The sequence below is a fragment of the Microterricola viridarii genome (genome assembly GCF_001542775.1).
GTDB lineage: Bacteria > Actinomycetota > Actinomycetes > Actinomycetales > Microbacteriaceae > Microterricola > Microterricola viridarii_A.
Map to the genome: position 1 here is coordinate 3,408,966 of NZ_CP014145.1, position 19,329 is coordinate 3,428,294.

Genomic DNA, 19,329 nt, shown 5'->3' on the forward strand with positions numbered 1-19,329 from the left:
GGATGAGCGAGACAGAGACAGCACCCGGCACGCTGGAAGCGGTCCGGGACGAGGTACCCATGCCGCGCTCGTTCCCCGAGCTGATCACCCTCATCGCCGGGCGGTTCGAGGCGAGCGCACACCGGGCGGACGATCTGTTCGACCCGAACAGCGGGCAGCCGCTGGCGGAGAACCGCAGCTCATCGCTCGAGCAGCTCGAGCGCGCCATTGCCTCCGCTCATGCGGCGCATGAGTCTGCCGAGTGGCGCGGGATGGGCATCGCCGGCCGGGCGCCGTTACTGCGGGCCTTCGCTGCGCGGCTCGACGAGCTGGGCGAGCAGATCGCGGTTCTGGACGCGGTGAACAGCGGCGTGCCGATCTCGGTCACGCGGCTCTTCGCCGGCAGCGCCGGTGACACCGTGCGCGACGTCGTCGAGCGCGCGCTGGCGCTCGGTGACAGCCGGGCGCTGGCGGCAGACGGTCGCGATGTGCAGCTGCACCGGGTGCCATGGGGTGCCACCGCCCTGATCATGCCGTGGAACGCTCCGTCGGCGATGGCCGTCAAGAAGCTCGGCTACGCCCTCGCGGCCGGGGCATCCGTGGTGATGAAGCCGTCGCCGGCCTCACCGTGGAGCACGGTGCTGATCGCGCGGGCCGCGGTCGAAGCCGGCATCCCGAGCGGCGTCGTCAACCTGGTGCTCGGCGGTGGCGACATTGGCGCCGCGCTCGTCGCCGACCCGCGCATCCGGGCGATCTCGATGACGGGCTCCACACCAACGGGTCGGGCGATCGCGGCATCCGCCGGTGCCAACCTCACCCGTCTGCGCCTGGAGCTCGGCTCGAACAATCCGGCCATCGTGCGGGCGGATGCCAACGTCGTGGAGGCGGCGAGGGTCATCGCGGCGGGCGCCATGAAGCTGTCTGGGCAGTGGTGCGAGGCGCCCCGCCGGGTGATCGTCGACCGCTCCCTGCTGCCGGAGCTCGTCGAGGCGCTGTGCGGCGAGCTCGCCGCCCTGCGCATCGGTTCGAGCCTGGACGAGGGCACCGAGCTGGGGCCGGTCGCGTTCCGCGAACGACAGACCGAGCTTGAGGCTCAGCGGGCCGCGCTCGAGGCGCAGGGCGCCGTCATCTACCGGGAAGGCGTGGTGCCGGAGGATGGCTGGTTCTTCCAGCCGAGCATTGCCGTCGCCGAGGAGATCGACGTTGAGCTGGAGATCTTCGGACCGTTGCTGACCGTGCAGCCCTCCGACAGCGACGAGCACGCCCTGAGCCTCGCGAACGCCGGGCACGTCGGGCTCGCCGGCTACGTCTTCGGTTGCGATGAGCAGGCAGCGCTGCGGCTGGGTTCCGGCCTCGTCGCCGGCGAGGTGAAGGTCAACGGCAGCTCGGTGCTCGATATGGCAGCCGAGTCGAAGCAGAGCTTCTTCGGGCTGAGCGGTCTGGGCGGCCATGGCGATGCCGATGTGCTTGACTTCTTCTCTGGCACCCAGATCGTCGGCACCGATCGACCGGGGATGCCACTCTGACCGTGAGTTCGAAGGAGGGCCAGTGGGGGAGCCTGTGAACCCGCCCGTCGAGATCGACCCCGCTGGCCTCCGCGATCGCCCGGGCTACCACGACGTCGTCGACTTCCTGCGGCGCGAGATCGCCCTCGGCCGACTGCGGCCGGGCGACAGGCTTCCGGCCGAGCGCAAACTCGCAGCGCAGCTCGGGGTGGCACGTGAGACGCTGCGCCAGGCGCTCAAGGTGCTGGAGGCCGGCGGCCAGCTGCGCATCCTGCGCGGTGCAGCGGGCGGGCCGGTGGTGCAACAGGCCGAACCGGATGCCGCGTCGCTGCGCACGGAACTCGTGGCGCGCGGCGGCGACATCATCGGGTTCACCGAGTTCCGCGGAGTCGTCGAGGGTGCGGCAGCGCGGATGGCGGCGGAGCGGCGGAGCGACGCGGTCGTCGAACGGCTCGAGGCCGCACAGGAGGAGCTCGCCGCGGCCGTCACGAAGGCCGAGTCACGGCTGGCCGACAGCGCGTTCCACCTGACTATCGCGGAGGCCGCCGGCAACCCGATGCTCGCCCACGCCATCGACGACGCCCGCGTGCGCGTCTTCGACTCGGTCGACCTGATGCCGTTCGAGTTCATCAAGGAATCGAGCTACCTGGCGCACCAGCGGATCCTTGAGGCGATCCGTGCGCGCGATCCAGAGGCGGCATCCGAGGCCATGCGGGCGCACATCGCCACGACAAAGCTGGAGTTCGAGCGCATCATCGACGCCCCCGGCACCGCCGGCTGAGCCCGCTCCCCGTTGGCTCGAGGGAGCGCCAGCGACCGAAGCCAACAGCCGGGCGCTGGCCCGCGTCGCGGCTGCCCTCCCGTTGGTCGAGTAGGCCCACCAGGGCCGTATCGAGACCTGGTTTCCGGCCGGAAACCGCTCCGCGTGCGGGGTCACGATACGCTCGTTCCTCGCTAGTCGACCGACGGGGGCAGCTTCAGCCGACGCGGCAGGCGTAGGCTCAACCCATGCGCGCAACGGTGATCCACGGTGAACGAGACATCCGAATCGAAGAGGTGCCCGACCCGGTGCTCTCCACCGGCGGCGACGCCATCGTGAGGGTGGTCGCGGCGTGCGTCTGTGGCTCCGACCTCTGGGGCTACCGCGGCATCACGCCGACCCCCGAGCCCAAGCGCATCGGCCACGAGTTCGTCGGCATCGTCGAAGAGGTCGGCCCCGACGTCACCGCGGTGAAGGTGGGCGACTTCGTCATCGCCCCGTTCTACGACTGCGACTTCACGTGCATCAACTGCCGAAACGGCGTCAGTACCTCCTGCCTGCACGGCGGTTGGTGGGGCGGCACCGACGAGTTCGGTGCCTTCGCCGACGGCGCCCAGGGCGAGCGCGTGCGTGTTCCGCACGCCAACGGCACGCTGGTGGCGACGCCGTCGATGCCGGATGCCGCGCTCGTGCCGAGCCTGTTGACCCTCGCCGACGTGATGGGCACCGGGCATCACGCCGCCGTCTCGGCCGGCGTCACCCCGGGCAGCACCGTCGTCGTCGTCGGCGACGGCGCGGTCGGCCTGTGCGCTGTGATCGCCGCGGCCCGGCTCGGCGCCGCCCGTGTGATCGCGATGTCGCGGCATCCGCAGCGCCAGGCGCTGGCCAGGGAGTTCGGCGCGACCGACATCGTTGAGGAGCGCGGCGACGAGGGTGTCACCCGCATTCAGGAACTCACGGGTGGTATCGGCGCCGACTACGTGCTGGAGTGCGTCGGCACCAAGGAATCGATGGATCAGGCGATCCGCTCGGCACGCCCCGGCGGCATGGTCGGCTACGTCGGCGTGCCGAACGGCGGCCCTGAGCTGCCGGTGCGCCCCCTGTTCAACCGCAACGTCGGCGTCAACGGCGGCGTTGCCCCGGTGCGCAATTACATCGAGGAGCTGCTGCCCGAGGTGCTGGCCGGCGTGATCGAGCCCGGCCGCGTGTTCGACCTGGAGCTGCCGCTCGCCGACGTCGCCGAGGCGTACGCCGCCATGGACGAGCGGCGGGCGATCAAGGTGCTGCTGCGGCCGTAGCGTTCCGCCCCTACTGGCGCGGGGGGAAGACGCCTTGCAGTGCGATGGCGAAGTAGAGCGTCAGATACGGCGGCAAATTGTTGTGTGGTTGGTTGCCCCCGGCGGGGGCGACGGCGGCGAGGTTCAGATTGCTGGCAGGGGCCGACGCCGGGGCGAAGCCGCGTTGCTGCGCACGGCCGGAGCGGGGGATGGCGGGCACGTTGTCCTGGGCCGACGTCGAGGTGCCGGGTGCGTTGCGCGCTTGCAGGCCGTGGCTGTGCGAGGGAATCTCGCTCTCGAGCAGCGTGATTGCGCTCTCGCCGCCGCTCTGCCCGAGGTCATAGAGGCTGAGCCCAGGCCCCTGGCCGTGGTGCAGCGGGGAGCGCCCGTTGAGGTCTGGCAGCGCGAAGGTGCTTTTGCCGTCGCCGCCGTAGGTGGTGCCGAGCAGGGAGAACAGGGCGGTGTTCTGCGAGAGCGGCAGCAGCTGGCCGTCGCACCAGGCCCACCCCTTGGGGGCGAAGTTGAAGGGGAACATGCGGATCTCGGCGACGAATGGATCGCTCATGGGTGCTCCTTAGATCGAGCGGGCAGGTGGGGCGAGCGGCTGGTGCTAGTTCTGGCTCGGGAAGATGCCGGCCAACGCAATGCAGAAGTTCAGGGTGAGGTACGGCGACACATTCTGGTGCGCCTGCGAGCCCCCGGTGTTCGCGACCATCGACGGCGCCATGGACTGCAGGCTCGAGGGCGCGGCGAAGACCGGTTTCCCCGGGGCCGCCGGGATCCCGGCGGCCGGGCTCAGCTGGCCGGGCAACGTCGCGACGTTCACAGCGTGCCGATGTGCGGGCATCTCCGCCGACGTCAGCGTGTGCGCCTGCTCGCCGCCACGCTCGCCGAGGGTGTGCCCGCCACCCACGTGCAGCGGGGAGCGCCCCCGCATGTCCGGGAGCCCGAAGGTGGTTTGGCCGTTGCCGCCGTAGGTGGTGCCGAGCAGTGAGAACAGCCCCTGGTTCTGGTTGATCGGCATGAGCTGGCCGTCGCAGAACGCCCAGCCCTTCGGCGGGAAGCCGAAGCTGAACAGGCGGATCTCGGAGAGGAATGGCTCAGCCATGGAGGGCCTTTCTGGCGGAGGGGAGCTGTGGGCGCGTCATGTCTGCGAGGGGAAGACGCCGAACAGGGAGATGATGAAGCTCACGGCCAGATAAGGCGGCATGTTCGAATGCGGCTGCGACCCGCCGCTCGGGCCCAGTGATTGAGGGGCGAGCTGGACGAGGTCTGGCGACTGGGGGTCGAGCACGGCGTAGGGCGAGTCTGTCCCGCTCGCCCACACGTTGCCCTGCGCGCTGCTGCTCGTGCCGGTGACGTCCGCGGCGATGATCTGGTGGTTGTGCGTGGGAATCTGAGTCTGGCTCAGCGTCACCTCCTCCACACCGCCTGTCTGGGCCAGTGCGTGGCCGGGCCCCCGGTGTAGCGGCGCGCGGCCGCGCAGGTCGGGCAGTGCGAAGGTTGACTGGCCGTCGCCGCCGTACGTCGTCCCGATCAGGTTGAACAGGGTTTCGTACTCGGAGATCGGCAGCGACTCCCCGTCGCAGAACATCCAGCCGGCCGGGGCGAAGTTGCCGCCGAACATCCGAATCTCGCCGACATAGGGTAGCGCCATTCTCAGGCCTCCAGACTGGTGAAGCTCGCGGTGTACTCGGTGCCGGATGCGTCGGCGCCTGACGGCACGAGGAAGATCTCGACGTCGCCGAGCGTGGCGTGGCTGAGGGCGAAGATGCCCTGCTCGCGTGGGTCTGCGCTGCGCAGCGTGAGCGAGAACGACGTGTACCCGCCGCCGCTGCGCAGATCGCTGCACTCGGTCAAGGTCAGCGCGAGCGGCTGCCCTGCGCTGTCCGATGCGGCGAAGTCGTCACCGACGACGGCGAGGAGCTCGGCGTGGCTGGGGAGCCCGGGGGTGTGCCCGCTCATGCGCTGTGTGCTTTCTTTCGGGGATCCCAGCGGAGGGCCAGGTGGCTGGCCGTCGCTGTCGCCGGCGGTTGGGAGTCGACGGCGAAGCCGTGACGCTCGTAGAGTGCGCGCGCCCGGTGGTTGGCGTGCTGCACGTTGAGCGTGATGGGCAGCGCCGCGGCATCCGCCCGGTCGATCAGCGCTCTCAGCATGGAGCTGCCGTGGCCGCGTCCCTGCTCAGTGCTGACAACGGCGAGGTCGACGATGTGCAGTCCATCGGCAGTCTCTGCAAGAACCATGCGGCCGATGTCGGGCTCGATGATCCACCTCTCGGCGTGCGGGTGCATACCCTCGAGATGGCGCCGTTGGGCCTCGAACTGCATCGACAGGAATAACTCGCGGCTTTGGGCGTCGGGCAGCGCGTTGAGCTCCGCCTGGCGAGACTCGGCGAAGAGCTGCCGCAGGAGCGGGGCATCGCTGCCCTGTTCCGGGCGGAGGTTCACCGTCATGCGTCGCGGTTGACGAGGGCCTGCAGTTGGCGCTTCGTGCTGTCGCCGGCGGGGGAGGCGAAGAGGGTGGCTGCGGGAACCTCGGGGTGGGTGATCTCGGCGATGCCGCTCGGCACCTCGGGCAGGCCGGGCACCGTGAAGATCAGGTTGAAGCGGTTCTCGTCGCCGGTGCCGATGGCGGGTGGCACGTCGTCGATGGCGGTCAGCGTGACGGCGAACGGCGTTTCGGCGAAGGTCGCGACGAAGGTCTCGCCCTCGTGGCCGGCGAAGTGCGAGCGCACGGGGAGGCCGGCACTCGGCGCGGGGGTGAAGGCGGGAATCGCCGGGGCAAGCTGAGCGATGCCACCGGCGACGGCCGGCGTGGCGAAGGCGCCGACGGCAACGGCCCCGACCGCTCCGGCGCCGACCGCCAAGACGGCTCGGCGAGAAACCTCAAGCATGGAGCTCCTTGATCGGAAGATGGACGTCGTCCATTCTTGTCGCCAGCGGCCGTGCACACGTGGTCGAGAATTCCCCCAGTTCGGGGCCTTAACGCTGGGCCGTGCAGCAACTACGCTTTACGCTGCTGGACGGCGTCCAATATTTTTGTCGCCAAGGAATCGCTCGGCTGCCCCCGCGTCGCCATTCCGCTCTTCCGGCCCCGAACGCAGAAAGCCCTCACATACACATGCTTCCGCCCCGCACCGCCGGCCCCCTCGCTCGATCAACCCCCCGGCGCGCGGTCGCGATTGCGACCATCGTCGCACTTGCTCTCGGCGGGGCAGTGGTGGGGGTCGCGGCGCCGGCGGCGGCTGCGGCAGAGGCGTGGACGGTGACGAGCACCTCGGACGCCGGGCTGCCGGCATCCTGCGCCCCCGGATCGACCGTGAAGACCCCGGCTTCGCCGGTCACGCTGCGCGACGCAGTCTGTGCCGCAAACAACCGGGGCAACGATGTCACGACGATCACCCTGCAGGCGGGCGAGTACACGCTGGATGCCGGGAACGGTTCGCTCAAGCTCGGCACCGTCACTGGCTCGAGAATCACGCTGAAGGGCCCGGCTGACCGCGGCGCGATCATCCGCGGCGACGGCAAGACCTCGGTGCTGGTGCTCGACCCCGGCCTCGTCGGCGGCATCTCGACCACCCTGGACGGCCTCACGATCACCGGCGGCGTTGGCAACGAATTCGGCGGCGGCGGAATCCTCGGCGGCTCCGCCGCTGGTGGGCCGGCCGGCATCCTCACCATCACGAATAGTGCGATCACCGGCAACAAGGCCAACTCAACGGGGAGCGCAACCAATTTGCCGGGCGGCGGCATCCAATTCGTCGGCGGCGCACTCAGCATCTCCGACTCCACGATCAGCGACAACAATTCCGGATCCAGCAGCGGCGGCGGCGTCGCCTACCAGGCGACCGGGGTCGCCGGCGAGAGCTTCACCGTGCGCGACAGCGTGTTCAGCGGCAACTCGCTGACCTCGGGGAACCCTGCAGCGATCGGCGGCGGCGCCATCGAGTTCACCGCCGGTGCCGCTGCCGCGGGCTTCACCGCATCGATCACCGACAGCGACTTCATCGGGAACTCTCTGTCGGCGACTGACGTCCACCCCGCCCGCGGTGCCGCGATCCTGCAGAACAGTGGTGGGCTGAGCGTGCTGCGCAACACGTTCTCCAACAACAGGATCAGCGGGTACGCGACCGGCGCCGGCATTGCGATTCACGTCGCAGGCGGCGCGACCGTGGCCACCTACAACAGCTTCACCGGAAACACCGGGCCAAACGGGTACAGCGTCGTTAACAGCACAGCGATACCCGGCAGCGCCCCGGCGGCGTTCGCCGCCACCGTCGCCGCCGCCAACAACTGGTGGGGCTGCAACCGGCTCCCCGCCGCGGGCAGCGCCTGTGCCACGGCTTCGGCTGGCGTCACCGTCGAGCCTTCGCTCGCGCTGTCGGTGAGCGCGAATCCCTCGCTGATCGCGTTGGGCAGCTCGACGACGACGCTCACCGCGTCGGTGTTGACCAACTCGGAGGGGAAGTCCGTCTCCGCGGCCGAGCTGCGCGTCTTCACCGGTGCGAGCGTCGCCTGGGATCAGGTTCGCCCCGTCGGAGCCACCCTCTCTGCGCCGGGCACCCCGCTCGTCGCCGGCGTGGCCACGGTCGGATTCGACGCCCACGCGCTGCGCGGTCCGGCATCCGTGACAGCCAGTCTCGACGGCGCCGCGACCACCGCAGTGTTCGGCATGGCCAAGGCGCCCACGTTCCCCGCGCTGACGGCGCTGGAGGCCACGGTCAACAGGCCCGTCAACGTGACGGTCAGCAGCGACGGCTATCCCGCCGCGGCCATCACGGTCTCCGGCGCCCCGCTGCCGCCCGGTCTGACGCTGCGCGACAACGGCAACGGCACAGCGACGATCAGCGGGACGCCAACGGCCGCCGTCGTGCTCACCACCGAGCTGAAGGCCGAGAACGCCGTGAGCCCGGGGAGCCCGCACACGGCGCCGTACATCGTGAACGTGCGCGAGCCGGTGCTCTTCAACTCTCCCGCTGCTACGACCTTTGAGGTCGGAACCCCCGGCTCGCACACGGTCTCGACAAGCGGGTTCCCGCTGAGCGCGCTCGTGCGGGGCGGCGACCCGCTCCCCGCCGGTGTGACGCTGACCGGCGGCGCGGCCGGGGCGACCGACGCTCTGCTCAGCGGCACCCCGGCCGCGGGCACCGGCGGGCGGTACGACCTCACCCTCGCGCGCAACAACGGGCGCGATCCGAATGTCGTCCAGAGCTTCACCCTGACGGTGAACGAGGCCCCCTCGATCACGAGCTCCGCCACGCAGTCGGCGACCGTCGGCAGCGCGATGAACGCGCGCTTCAGCACGGCGAACGGCTACCCGGCCGACACGGTGCTCTCGCTCAGCGGGGATCTGCCCGCCGGCGTCAGCACGCAGGTCACGGCCGGAAGCGTCACCGGACTGGTCGGCACGCCGAAGGCGGGCGCCGGCCGCATCTACCCGCTGGTGCTGACCGCCGTGAACAGTGCCGGGCTCGCCGCGACGCAAACCGTCACCCTCACCGTCAACGAGGCGCCGTACGTCATCACGCCGCCCGCGGATGCCAGCGTTCTCGCCGGCACGCAGGCCACCTTCACGGTTGGTCTCGGAGGGTACCCGGCACCGAGCGGCCATTGGCAGCTGTCGCGTGACGGCCTCAACTGGATCGACCTCGGCGAGACCAGCCGAACGCTGACCGTTTCGACGACGCAGGCAGACAACGGGGCGCGCTACCGGTATTTCGTCAACCCTGTCGTGGTGAGCGCGGGAGCGCTGCTCACGGTGGGCACGGGCCCGGCGATCGGGAGCGCGAACGCCACGAGCTGGCGTGTTGACGGCAGCGCGCAACAGTTCGAGGTCTTCGCCAGCGGTATCCCGGATGCCGTGGTCAGCGTGATGCCGCTCGCTCCGTTGCCCGCTCCCAGCTGGCTGACCATCGGTGCGAGCGCCGGCGGGCGGTTGCCGATCACCGGCACGCCGCCGGCGGGCTCCGGCGGTCTCTACCTGTTCTCTGTCGTGGCGAGCAACGGTTTCGGCACCACTGCGACGACCCTGCTGGCCCTCACCGTAGAGGAGGCGCCGAGCATCTCGGCCCCTTCCTCGTTGGTCTTGCCGCGCGGGGTGGCCGTGGCTGGTTCACCCGGTGTGGCGGCGAGCGGCGGCTACCCGGCCTCGGCCTCGCTGGAGCTGGACGCCTCGAGCACCGTGCCTGCCGGCCTCGTCGTCACCAGCGGCGCGAACGGTGACTCGTTCACCATCGACGGCACTCCCACCGCCGCCGGCGAGTATCTGCTGAGCTTCACGGCGCGCAACTCCGCCACAGGCCCGACCTCAACGGTCACGATCCCAGTCACCGTGACGACCCCGCCTGCCATCACTGCTCCCACTGCTGCAGAGATCGCCGTCGGCGGGGATCCATCGCGGTGACGGTGACACCCGGATTCCCGGCGCTGAGCCAGGCGACAATCCTCCCGCAGCCGGGATTCGCCCTCACCCACGGGGCAGCCGACAGCTACGCGCTTTCCGTTGACGCGACGGTCGTTCCCGGCGTCTACCTCGTCGAGGTTCTCGCCCAGAACGCGTATGCCAGTGCTTCTCCACACGTCGTGGCAGTGACGGTGCGACAGCCGCCGCAGATCTCTGCCCAGCCGCAGCCGCAGACAGCGGTCGCCGGCGCCACCGCGACATTCACCGCCACCGCGAACCCCGCACTGCCGACGACGGGAACGCTGACTGCGCAGTGGCAGCGCTCGGGTGACGGCACCAGTTGGACGGACGTGCCCGGCGGAACCCTGCTGGCCGGGGTGGCGACGTTGCCCGTGACCGCCGTGCAAATGCAGAGTGGCGCGCTCTACCGGGTGGTCTTCACCGACGGTTCGAGCACGACCAGTGACGCTGTGATGCTCACGGTGGTCACACCCGCACAGCTGACGAGCCCGGCATCCGCAGACTTCGAGGTCGGTGTAGCCGGCAGCTTCACCGTGACGGCATCCGGCATCCCGGTACCCGCGCTCAGCGCTGGCGCCCTGCCCGGCGGTCTCTCCTTCACGCCCAACGGCAACGGGACGGCGACGATCTCCGGTACACCGCTGGCCGGCACGGGCGGCGCGCACACGGTCGCGATCGGGGCGGACAACCAGTTCGGTGTCCCGGCGACGCAGACCCTCACGCTCGTGATCAACGAGAAGCCAGCCATCACCTCACCGGATGCCGCCACGGTCGCCGTCGGCACCGTCGTCGTCGCCCAGGTGACGAGCAGCCCAGGTTATGCGGGTGCGGTTGCACTCAGCGTGAGCGGCACGCTGCCCGCAGGCGTGACCTTCGCTGACAATGGTGACGGCACGGCCGACTTCATCGGCAAGCCGAAGTCCGGCAGCGGCGGCAACTATGCGCTGACGGTGACCGCCCGCAACACCGCGGGCGCCAGCACGCAGGCATTCACGCTGACGGTGACGGAGGCCCCGGCGATCACCTCGGCGGATGCCGCCACGATCGCCGTCGGGACCCCCGCATCCGTCGCGGTGACGAGCAGCCCCGGCCACCCCGGAGCCGTCGTGCTGGCCCAGACCGGCGCGCTGCCGGCAGGCGTCACCTTCACCGACAACGGCGACGGAACGGCCAGCCTCACGGGCACGCCCGAACCCGGCACCGGCGGCAGCTACGCGCTGACCCTCGGCGCCAGCAATGCGATCGGCTCCGGCACGCAGGCGTTCACGCTGACCGTCACCGAGAAACCGGCCATCACCTCGCCGCCCGCCGCCACGATCACCGTCGGCACGGGCGCCGCGGTCGCGGTGACGAGCTCCCCTGGCCACTCGGGCGCCGTAACGCTCACGGTGAAGGGCACTCTGCCCGCCGGCGTGACGTTCGCCGACAACGGCGACGGCACGGCCGGCTTCACCGGCACACCGAAGGCGGGCAGCGGCGGCGACTATGCCGTGACGTTGACCGCGCGGAACGCCGCCGGATCGAGCACGCAGACGTTCACCCTCACCGTGCAGGAGGGCCCGGGCTTCGGCAGCGATTCCTCTGCGGCTTTCACCCGAGGCGTCGCGGGCAGCTTCACGGTACGCGCGTCATCCGGCCACCCGCACAGCGTTGCGTTGAGCCTCTCCGGCGCTCTGCCGGCCGGCCTCACCTTCGCAGACGTCGGTGACGGAACGGCCACGATCAGCGGCAGCACAACGGATGCGGCCGGCGACTACCCGGTGTCGCTCACCGCGACGAACGGCGCCGGACTGACGGCGACGCAGACGCTGACGATCCGCCTGACCGCGGCCGAGGTCGCGACGCCTCCGGCGACCGTCCCCACCGGGAGCGGTTCCCTCGAGGGCGTTCCCGCGAACGCAGCCCCAGGCGCCAGCCTGGACCTGGTCGCCGCGGGCTTCGCGCCGGACTCGCCCGTCGTCTTCGTGATCTACTCGACGCCGACGACGCTGGCCACGGTGAATGCCGGTGCCGACGGGATTGCGCGGGCGACCGTCACCATCCCGCGCGGATTCAGCGGCAAGCACTCCATCGTCGCGATCGGAACCTCCCCGACGGGCGCGAAGCTGATCCTGCGCACCGACATCGTCATTGACTCCGATGGCGGAACCGACGGCGGGACCCCGGCGGCGGCACCGACGGCACCCCGGGCGGCAAGCCGGCTCCCGGCGCGGGCGGCACCGGAACGGGCCTCTCGCTGAGCGGATTCGAGGGCGGCGTTCTGGCGCTCGGAGCACTGGCGCTGTTGCTCGCCGGCCTCGCGGTGAGCGTGATCGCCACCGTGCGCAGGCGCCGCGGCCGCGCGACCAGCTAGACCAGGTAAGCAATGGCAGCGTCTGCCGCACGCTTCACCCCGAGGACGGGTCGGGGCGTGCGGCGGGGCCGCCGGCATCCGCCGTCGTAGGCTGATCCGCATGTCCACCAACGACGGCGGTAACGGTGCCGGCGCGCTGCGCGGCAGCCTCGGCCTGCGTGCCGACTGCGGCAGCTGCTTCGCGCTCTGCTGCGTCGCGCTCGCGTTCGAGCGGTCGTCCGACTTCCCCACCAGCAAGGCGGTCGGGGAGCCCTGCCGGAACCTGCAGGCCGACTTCCGCTGCGGCGCCCACGCAACGCTCCGCCGCGACGGGTGGAAGGGCTGCACCGTCTACGACTGCTTCGGCGCCGGGCAGAAGATCTCGCAGCAAAGCTTCGGCGGCACCTCCTGGCGCGAGGCACCGGAGATCCAGCGCGACATGTTCGCCCTGCTCCCGGTGATGCGCCAGCTGCACGAACTGCTCTGGTACCTGAGCGACGCGATCGGGCGCATGTCCGCTCCGGATGCGGCCGGCTCCGCGACCGCCGAGCTGCTCGGCGCGCTCCGCGCCTCGTCGGCCGAGACCGATGCCGTGACGCGCCTGCTCCCGGGCCCGCTGCTGGCGGTCGACGTGCAGGCGCACCGGGCGGGTGTGAACGCGCTGCTGCTCGCCGTCAGCGCGGCGGTGCGCGCCCGGCATCCGGGGGCGACAACCGCGGAGCACCGCGGCGCGGACCTGATCGGGGCGAAGCTGCGCGGGGCGGATCTGGCGGGTGCGAACCTGCGCGGCGCCTGCCTGATCGCGGCCGATCTGCGGGGCGCCGACCTGCGTGATGCCGACCTGATCGGCGCCGACCTCCGCGACGCCCGGCTGGCGGGTGCCGACCTCAGCACGTCGCTGTTCCTCGCGCAGTCCCAGCTGAACGCGGCTCGCGGCGACGCGGCGACCCGCATCCCTGCCGGCTTCGAGCGCCCCGCGCACTGGCTCGAGTCGGGCTAGGCGGCGGTTTCGTCCGCGAGCAGTGCGAGCAGCAGCGCGCCACGGGCAGGGGCCTCGTCGTTCAGGTGCCCGACCGAATGCGGATGCCCGTCGCGAGATGACCGGCGCTCACACGCCGAAGGGCCCCGCGTTTTCACGCGGGGCCCTTCGGTGCAGCAATGACTAGTCGTTCAGCAGAACGAGCGCGTCGAGGTCGAGGCGCACGCGCGGGGCGAGCTCGCGCTCACGCAGGGCCTCGGGCAGGGCTGCGGCGTCGCCGAGCTTGCCGATCGTCATGATCGAGGTGGGCACGAAGCCCTCCTCGAGGTTGAAGGCCTCGCTGATGGCGGCGCGGTCGAAGCCGCCCATCTGGTGCACGTGCAGACCCTCGGAGTGCGCCTGCACGCTGAGGTGCGCGACGGCCTGGCCGAGGTCGTACTGTGCCCACGGCATCGGGTTGCCCTCGGCATCCACGGTGACGCAGACGTTCACGACGAGGGCTGCGGCGCTGCCGGCCCACATCTGGTTGAAGCCCATCAGGGTGGCGGCGATGGTGTTGAAGGTGTCGGTGCCGCGGCGGGCGATGATGAAGCGCCAGGGCTGCGTGTTGCTGGCGCTCGGAGCCCAGCGGGCAGCCTCGAAGATTCCGGCGAGGGCGCCGGCCTCGAGAACGGCTTCGGGGTCGAAGGCGCGCGGGCTCCAACGCTCGGCGAGAACGTCGAGAACGGGCGCGCTGGTCTGGGCGGTGCGGGGTGCAGGGTCGAGCAGAGTCATGGGAGATCCTCACAGTGAAACGACGGATAAACGGCCACAACACTGGGGCAATGGGGGATAGAACCTCGGTGCGCGCCGAAGTATTCCGTGCTCGCGCAACTGAGCCGGGAGCGGATGCCGGCGCAGCCGGCATCCGCAGAACGGCTAGTGGGCGGCGAGCTCGCGCGCGATGGCGGCGACGAAGGTGTCGATGTCGGCCTCGGTGGTGTCGAAGCCCGCCATCCAGCGCACCTCGTTCTTGGCGGCGTCCCAGTCGTAGAACCGGAAGCTCTCGCGCAGCCGGTCGGCGGCGCCGTCCGGCAACTGGGCGAAGACGGCGTTGGACTGCGTCGGCTGCGAGAAGCTCAGGCCGCTGATCGAGCCATCGGCGATGCCGGCCTCGAGAGCGCCGCGCAGGCGGGCGGCCATCGCGTTGGCGTGGCTGGCGTTGCGCAGGTACAGGTCACCCTCCAGCAGCGCGATGAACTGGGCCGAGACGAAGCGCATCTTCGAGGCCAGCTGCATGTTCATCTTGCGCAGGTACTTGAGGCCGGTGGAGGCCTCGGGGTTCAGCACGACGATGGACTCACCCATCATGAGGCCATTCTTGGTGCCGCCGAAGCTCAGCACGTCGACCCCGGCATCGCGGGTGAAGGCACGGAACGGCTGTCCCAGCGCGGCCGCTGCGTTGCTGATGCGGGCGCCATCCATGTGCAGCTTCATGCCGAGCGAGTGGGTGTGCTCGGCGATCGCGGCGACCTCGGCGGCCGTGTACGCGGTGCCGAGCTCGGTGGTCTGCGTGATCGAGACGACGGCCGGCTGGGCGCGGTGCTCATCGCCCCACCCCCAGGCCTCCTTGTCGATCAGCTCGGGGGTGAGCTTGCCGTCGGGGCTCTCGACGGTGAGCAGCTTGATGCCGCCGATGCGCTCGGGGGCACCGGCCTCGTCGCTGTGGATGTGCGCGGTGCTGGTGCAGATCACGGCGCCCCAGCGCGGCAGCATCGACTGGATGCCGGTGACGTTCGCGCCCGTTCCGTTGAACACGGGGAACGCCTCGACGCCCTCGCCGAAGTGCTGGGCGAACACCTCCTGCAGCCGGGCCGTGTAGGCGTCGTCGCCGTAGGCCACCTGGTGGCCGCCGTTGGCCGCGGCGATGGCCGCCATGATCTCGGGGTGCACGCCCGAGTAGTTGTCAGAGGCGAAGCCGCGCGAGTTCAGGTCATGCAGGGAGTCAGTCACCGCTCTATCCTCGCACCCAGCCCCGCGCAGTTTTCGTGCACCCGGCGCACGATCCCTGCGGCGTCAGCGCTTCAGCGCCTCGGACAGCTTGACCCGGGCGCCCAGCCGCAGCAACGAGTTGCTGTAGATGCGCGATCCGAGTGCGAGCGTGAGCACCGTGGTCAGCAGCAGGATGGCGAGCGAGAGCAGCGGTTCCCACCATTCGGCCGTGCCGAGGAAGATGCGCATCGGCATGCCGACCGGCGCCGAGAACGGCACGTAGCTCATCACCGCGAGCACCGTTGGGTTGTTGTTGAACAGGATCACCAGCAGGTACGGCAGCATGACGAGGATCATCACGGGGGAGGTCACCGAGCCGACGTCCTCGGAGCGCGACACCATCGAGGCCGTCGCGGCGTAGAGCGCCGCCAGCATCACGAAACCGATGGCGAAGAACACCACGAACCAGATCACCGAGCTGCCCAGGGTGCCCAGCAGCACCTTCTGGCTGGTGACCACCATGCCGAGGATCGCCAGCACGGCGATCGCCACGATCTGCAGGAACGCCATCACGCTGTTGCCGACCACCTTGCCGGCCAACAGCGCGCGCACCGGGATCGTCGACATCAGGATCTCGACGATGCGGGTTTGCTTCTCTTCCACGACGCTCTGCGCGATCGTGGTGCCGAAGGTCATCGCCGACATGAAGAAGACGAGCCCGAAACCGATCGCCACGAGGTAGATCAGGAACGGGTTCTGCCCCGGCTCGTCGAGCAGTTCGATCGTCGGCAGGATGCTGAGAGCACCGACGACGTCGCTCGGGGCCTGGTCCAGCCCGATCACCGTGACCGGGTTCGCGGATGCCGTTGCACCCTCTGTCGGCACGACGATGGCGCTCACCTCGCCGGCGCGCAACATCTGCTCGGCGTCGGCGAGCGAATCGGCGGGGACGGCCTCGAGCGAGTCGGAGGCGGCGACCGCGCTGCTCGCGGCATCCGTCGTCGTGCCGATCACGGCGACCTGGGTCAGCGCGGGGTTCTGGCTGGCCAGGCCGCCGAGAACCACCGAGGCCAGCACGGCGAGCATGAGGATGCCCGTCGAGATCAGGAACGCCTTGCTGCGCATCCGCACCGTGATCTCGCGGCCGGCGACGAGGCCGACGCTGCTCATCATGCTCGGGGTGGCGCGCTCGCCGCGCCGGGCTGCTGTCGTGCTCATCAGCGGATCACCTCTCGGAAGACCTGGGCAAGGGAGGGCGCGTGCGGGCCGAAGCTGGCCAGCTGGCCGCTGGCGACGGCGCGGGCGAGCACCGCGGCGCGGGCCTCGTCGTCGGCCTCGAACAGGGCGTAGCCGCCGTCGAAGTCGATCATCGAGACGCCGGGCACCTCGCGCAGCCAGCCGGCGTCGCCGGTGCCGCGGTCGCCGCCGAGCAGGATCTCGTAGCGGTTGCCGCCGTGCTGCTTGCGCAGTGAGTCGGTCGAGTCGTTGGCCCTGATCCGGCCGTCGGCGATGATGACCAGGTCGTCGCAGAGTCGTTCGACGATATCGAGCTGGTGCGAGCTGAACAGCACGGGGGCCCCGCCTGCCGCATGCGACTGCAGTACGCCGAGCACCACATCCACCGCCATCGGGTCCAGCCCGCTGAACGGCTCGTCCAGCACCAGCACCTCGGGCTCGTGCACCAGTGCCGCCGCGATCTGCGCCCGCTGCTGGTTGCCGAGCGAGAGGCTCTCCACGGTGTCGTTGGCGCGCTCGCCGAGGCCGAGCTGCTCGAGCAGAGCGGTCGCGTTGCGGCGGGCGGCGGCCGGCTTGAAGCCGTGCAGCCGCGCCAGGTAGACGAGCTGCTCGTGCACCCGCATCTTCGGGTAGAGCCCGCGCTCCTCCGGCATGTAGCCGAAGTGGCGGCGGTCGGCGGCGGTCAGCGGTGAGCCGTCGAGGCTGACCGTGCCGGCATCCGCCGCGAGCACCCCGAGGATGATGCGCATCGTGGTGGTCTTGCCTGCGCCATTGCCGCCGACGAAGCCCGTCATCCGGCCGCGGCCGACGGTGAAGCTCACCTCTTGCAGCACGGCGCGCTCGCCGTAGCTCTTGTTGACGTCCTGCACTTCTAACACGGGGCACCTTTCGCAGCGATGCCCTCAGGCTACGAGGTGCGGATGCCGGCGGGCATCCGCCGCACGGCTGGTTTCGGTTCCGGCCTCCGCCGAGCGGCGGAGCCCGCCTCTGGCTACGAGGGCGGGCTCGTGGCGTCGACGGGAGACGCGGCGGGGGGAGCTTCGTTACTTCCCGGCGATCTGCTGCTGCACCTGGCGGCGCAACACCTTGCCGATCAGCGAGCGAGGCAGCTCGTCCACCTGCACGAAACGGCGCGGCACCTTGTACGGCGCGAGCGTGCCCTTCGCGAAGGTGCGCAGCGCGTCCGGGTTGAGCTCGACGCCGGGCGCCAGCACCACCGCGGCCGTCACGACCTCGGCGCCGCTGGCATCCGTGGCTCCGACGACGGCGATGTCGAGCACGTCCGGGTGCTGCAGCAGCGTCGCCTCCACCTCGGTGGGCGAAACGTTGAAACCTCCGGTGACGATCAGCTCCTTGGCCCGATCCACGATCGAGATGAAGCCGTCGGCCGACACCGTGACGATGTCGCCGGTGCGCAACCACGGGCCGGCATCGGCGGCCGCCGACTCGTCTTCAACGACGCGGGCCGCCAACAGCGCCTCTGCGCTGTCGCTCGGCCGGTTCCAGTAACCGGAGAACACCTGCGGGCCGCGCACCAGCAGCTCGCCGGCCTCATCGAAGCCGCGCTGCACGCCCGGCTGCTCCGGGTCGACGACGCGGATCTCGATGTTCGGCAGCGGCAGGCCGACGGTGCCGGCGCGGCGGTTGGCGGCGACCGGGTTCACCGAGATGATCGGCGAGGATTCCGTCATGCCGTAGCCCTCGACCAGCAGGCTCTTCGTGCCGGCCTCCCAGCGTTCCACGAGCGCGGGCGGGAGCGCCATGGCGCCGGAGATCGCGAAGCGGATGCTGCCGAGGCTCACGCCCGCGGCGTCCGCCGCCGTCAACATGCGGTCGTAGACCGGCGGCACGGCCGGCAGGAACGTCGGCGGGTTCTTCTTCGCTGCGGTCAGCACGAGCTCGGGGTCGAAGGCAGGGAACAACACGAGGCGGGCCCCCATGCTCATCGCCGAGGTGATGCAGAGCGTCAGCCCGAACGCGTGGAACATGGGCAGCACGCCGTAGAACACTTCGGCGCCCGGCTTCGGGCCGGGGAGCCAGGCCTGGCCCTGCATCGAGTTGACCAGCAGGTTGCGGTGGCTGAGCACCGCACCCTTCGGGGTGCCGGTGGTGCCACTGGTGTATTGCAGCAGGGCCACGTCGTCGGGCAGCGGGCGCGGGTGCTCGGCCGCGATGCGCGGGTGCTGGACCACGCTGGCCCAGCTGAGAGCGCCGGGGGCCGGGTGGCCGAGCGTCAGCTTCTCGCGGCCTGCCCGCGCGGCGGCCACTGGCAGGCGCAGCTTGGCCCGCATGGCCAGCGGCATGGCGCGGGTCACGTCGACGGCGATGATCCGCTCGACGCCCATCTCGGCGGGGAAGTCGGCGACGGTGGCGGCCAGCTTGTCCCAGACGATGGCGGTCTTCGCGCCGTGATCCTCGAACTGGTGCAGCAGCTCCCGCGGGGTGTACAGCGGGTTGTGCTCGACCACGATCGCGCCCAGGCGCAGCGCGGCGTAGAACGCCACGAGGTGCTGCGGGCAGTTGGGCAGCACGAGGGCGACGCGCTCGCCGGCCTTCACTCCGAGGGAGCGCAGGCCCTCCGCGGCACGGTCGATGGCTTCGCCGAGCGCCTTGTAGCTCGTCGTCGCGCCGAAGAACTCGAGCGCGGTGTGCTCGGGGTAGCGCCGAACGGACTCCTCGATGACGTCGACGAGGGAGTCATCTGGCACGTCGATCAGGTGCGGAACACCGGGGGAGTAGGAGGCGAGCCAGGGCTTGGTGGCAAAGACGCTCATCGGGCTGTGCTGTTCAGTCTCGGCTGCATGATGATTCCAGTCTGCCAGCAGAACCGGGGAAAACCCCGGTGCGGTGCCCGGCGCTGGCCCCGA

General features: G+C 70.5%; 17 protein-coding genes. 6 read left to right on the forward strand and 11 right to left on the reverse strand.

The features are described 5' to 3' along the window. Positions 1-2 precede the first annotated feature (2 nt). The 3 genes from AWU67_RS15585 to AWU67_RS15595 all read left to right on the forward strand — a co-directional run bounded on the left by AWU67_RS15585 (position 3) and on the right by AWU67_RS15595 (position 3,542). The gene (locus AWU67_RS15585; RefSeq protein ID WP_082717073.1) at positions 3-1,505 is read left to right on the forward strand and encodes an aldehyde dehydrogenase family protein; all 1,503 of its coding nucleotides are present in this window, start codon (positions 3-5) and stop codon (positions 1,503-1,505) included. A gap of 22 nt (positions 1,506-1,527) precedes the next feature. Continuing rightward, on the forward strand, positions 1,528-2,265 hold the full coding sequence (locus AWU67_RS15590; protein ID WP_160329775.1) for a FadR/GntR family transcriptional regulator: 738 nt from the start codon (positions 1,528-1,530) through the stop codon (positions 2,263-2,265). 227 nt (positions 2,266-2,492) lie between these two features. After that, complete coding sequence (locus tag AWU67_RS15595; RefSeq protein WP_067231180.1) at positions 2,493-3,542, forward strand: zinc-dependent alcohol dehydrogenase family protein; 1,050 nt, start codon at positions 2,493-2,495, stop codon at positions 3,540-3,542. A gap of 10 nt (positions 3,543-3,552) precedes the next feature. Here AWU67_RS15595 and AWU67_RS15600 read toward each other — a convergent pair whose 3' ends face one another. From AWU67_RS15600 to AWU67_RS15625, 6 genes are read right to left on the reverse strand one after another with little or no spacing between them, the layout of a single operon-like run. After that, on the reverse strand, positions 3,553-4,086 hold the full coding sequence (locus AWU67_RS15600) for a phage tail protein (RefSeq protein WP_067231182.1): 534 nt from the start codon (positions 4,084-4,086) through the stop codon (positions 3,553-3,555). 45 nt (positions 4,087-4,131) lie between these two features. Beyond that, on the reverse strand, positions 4,132-4,629 hold the full coding sequence (locus tag AWU67_RS15605) for a phage tail protein (protein ID WP_067231185.1): 498 nt from the start codon (positions 4,627-4,629) through the stop codon (positions 4,132-4,134). Between the two features lie 36 nt (positions 4,630-4,665). Next, positions 4,666-5,178 carry a phage tail protein gene (locus tag AWU67_RS15610; RefSeq protein WP_067231188.1) on the reverse strand — a complete coding sequence of 171 codons (513 nt, stop codon included), beginning with the start codon at positions 5,176-5,178 and terminating at the stop codon, positions 4,666-4,668. 2 nt (positions 5,179-5,180) lie between these two features. Beyond that, positions 5,181-5,486, reverse strand: coding sequence for a DUF6916 family protein (locus AWU67_RS15615; protein WP_067231190.1), 306 nt, complete (start codon positions 5,484-5,486; stop codon positions 5,181-5,183). Beyond that, complete coding sequence (locus tag AWU67_RS15620; protein WP_067231193.1) at positions 5,483-5,974, reverse strand: GNAT family N-acetyltransferase; 492 nt, start codon at positions 5,972-5,974, stop codon at positions 5,483-5,485. The genes AWU67_RS15615 and AWU67_RS15620 overlap by 4 nt, the downstream gene beginning before the upstream one ends. Further along, entirely contained in the window at positions 5,971-6,414 is a 444-nt protein-coding gene (locus AWU67_RS15625; RefSeq protein ID WP_129586746.1) for a DUF6916 family protein, read from the reverse strand. Before AWU67_RS15625 ends, AWU67_RS15620 begins: the two co-directional genes overlap by 4 nt. Before the next feature lie 371 nt (positions 6,415-6,785). Between AWU67_RS15625 and AWU67_RS15630 the strand changes: the two genes are divergently transcribed. The 3 genes from AWU67_RS15630 (at position 6,786) to AWU67_RS15640 (ending at position 13,276) form a co-directional block, all read left to right on the forward strand. Further along, positions 6,786-9,923: a beta strand repeat-containing protein gene (locus AWU67_RS15630; protein ID WP_129586747.1), complete on the forward strand. Its 3,138-nt coding sequence runs from the start codon at positions 6,786-6,788 to the stop codon at positions 9,921-9,923. Continuing rightward, positions 9,920-12,184: a beta strand repeat-containing protein gene (locus AWU67_RS15635; protein ID WP_129586748.1), complete on the forward strand. Its 2,265-nt coding sequence runs from the start codon at positions 9,920-9,922 to the stop codon at positions 12,182-12,184. The genes AWU67_RS15630 and AWU67_RS15635 overlap by 4 nt, the downstream gene beginning before the upstream one ends. A gap of 213 nt (positions 12,185-12,397) precedes the next feature. Continuing rightward, positions 12,398-13,276: a pentapeptide repeat-containing protein gene (locus AWU67_RS15640; RefSeq protein ID WP_067231205.1), complete on the forward strand. Its 879-nt coding sequence runs from the start codon at positions 12,398-12,400 to the stop codon at positions 13,274-13,276. A gap of 162 nt (positions 13,277-13,438) precedes the next feature. Here the strand turns inward: AWU67_RS15640 and AWU67_RS15645 are convergent, their stop codons facing one another. From AWU67_RS15645 to AWU67_RS15665, 5 genes are all read right to left on the reverse strand, one after another. Then, complete coding sequence (locus AWU67_RS15645; RefSeq protein WP_067231208.1) at positions 13,439-14,029, reverse strand: nitroreductase family protein; 591 nt, start codon at positions 14,027-14,029, stop codon at positions 13,439-13,441. A 144-nt stretch (positions 14,030-14,173) separates the two neighbouring features. Beyond that, positions 14,174-15,247, reverse strand: a complete 1,074-nt coding sequence (locus AWU67_RS15650) for a threonine aldolase family protein (protein WP_067231211.1) — start codon at positions 15,245-15,247, stop codon at positions 14,174-14,176. 63 nt (positions 15,248-15,310) lie between these two features. Further along, complete coding sequence (locus AWU67_RS15655) at positions 15,311-16,444, reverse strand: ABC transporter permease (RefSeq protein WP_199922308.1); 1,134 nt, start codon at positions 16,442-16,444, stop codon at positions 15,311-15,313. Further along, entirely contained in the window at positions 16,444-17,340 is an 897-nt protein-coding gene (locus AWU67_RS15660) for an ABC transporter ATP-binding protein (protein WP_067231213.1), read from the reverse strand. Before AWU67_RS15660 ends, AWU67_RS15655 begins: the two co-directional genes overlap by 1 nt. Positions 17,341-17,505: 165 nt before the next feature. Next, the gene (locus AWU67_RS15665; RefSeq protein WP_067231216.1) at positions 17,506-19,236 is read right to left on the reverse strand and encodes a long-chain-fatty-acid--CoA ligase; all 1,731 of its coding nucleotides are present in this window, start codon (positions 19,234-19,236) and stop codon (positions 17,506-17,508) included. Positions 19,237-19,329 lie beyond the last annotated feature (93 nt).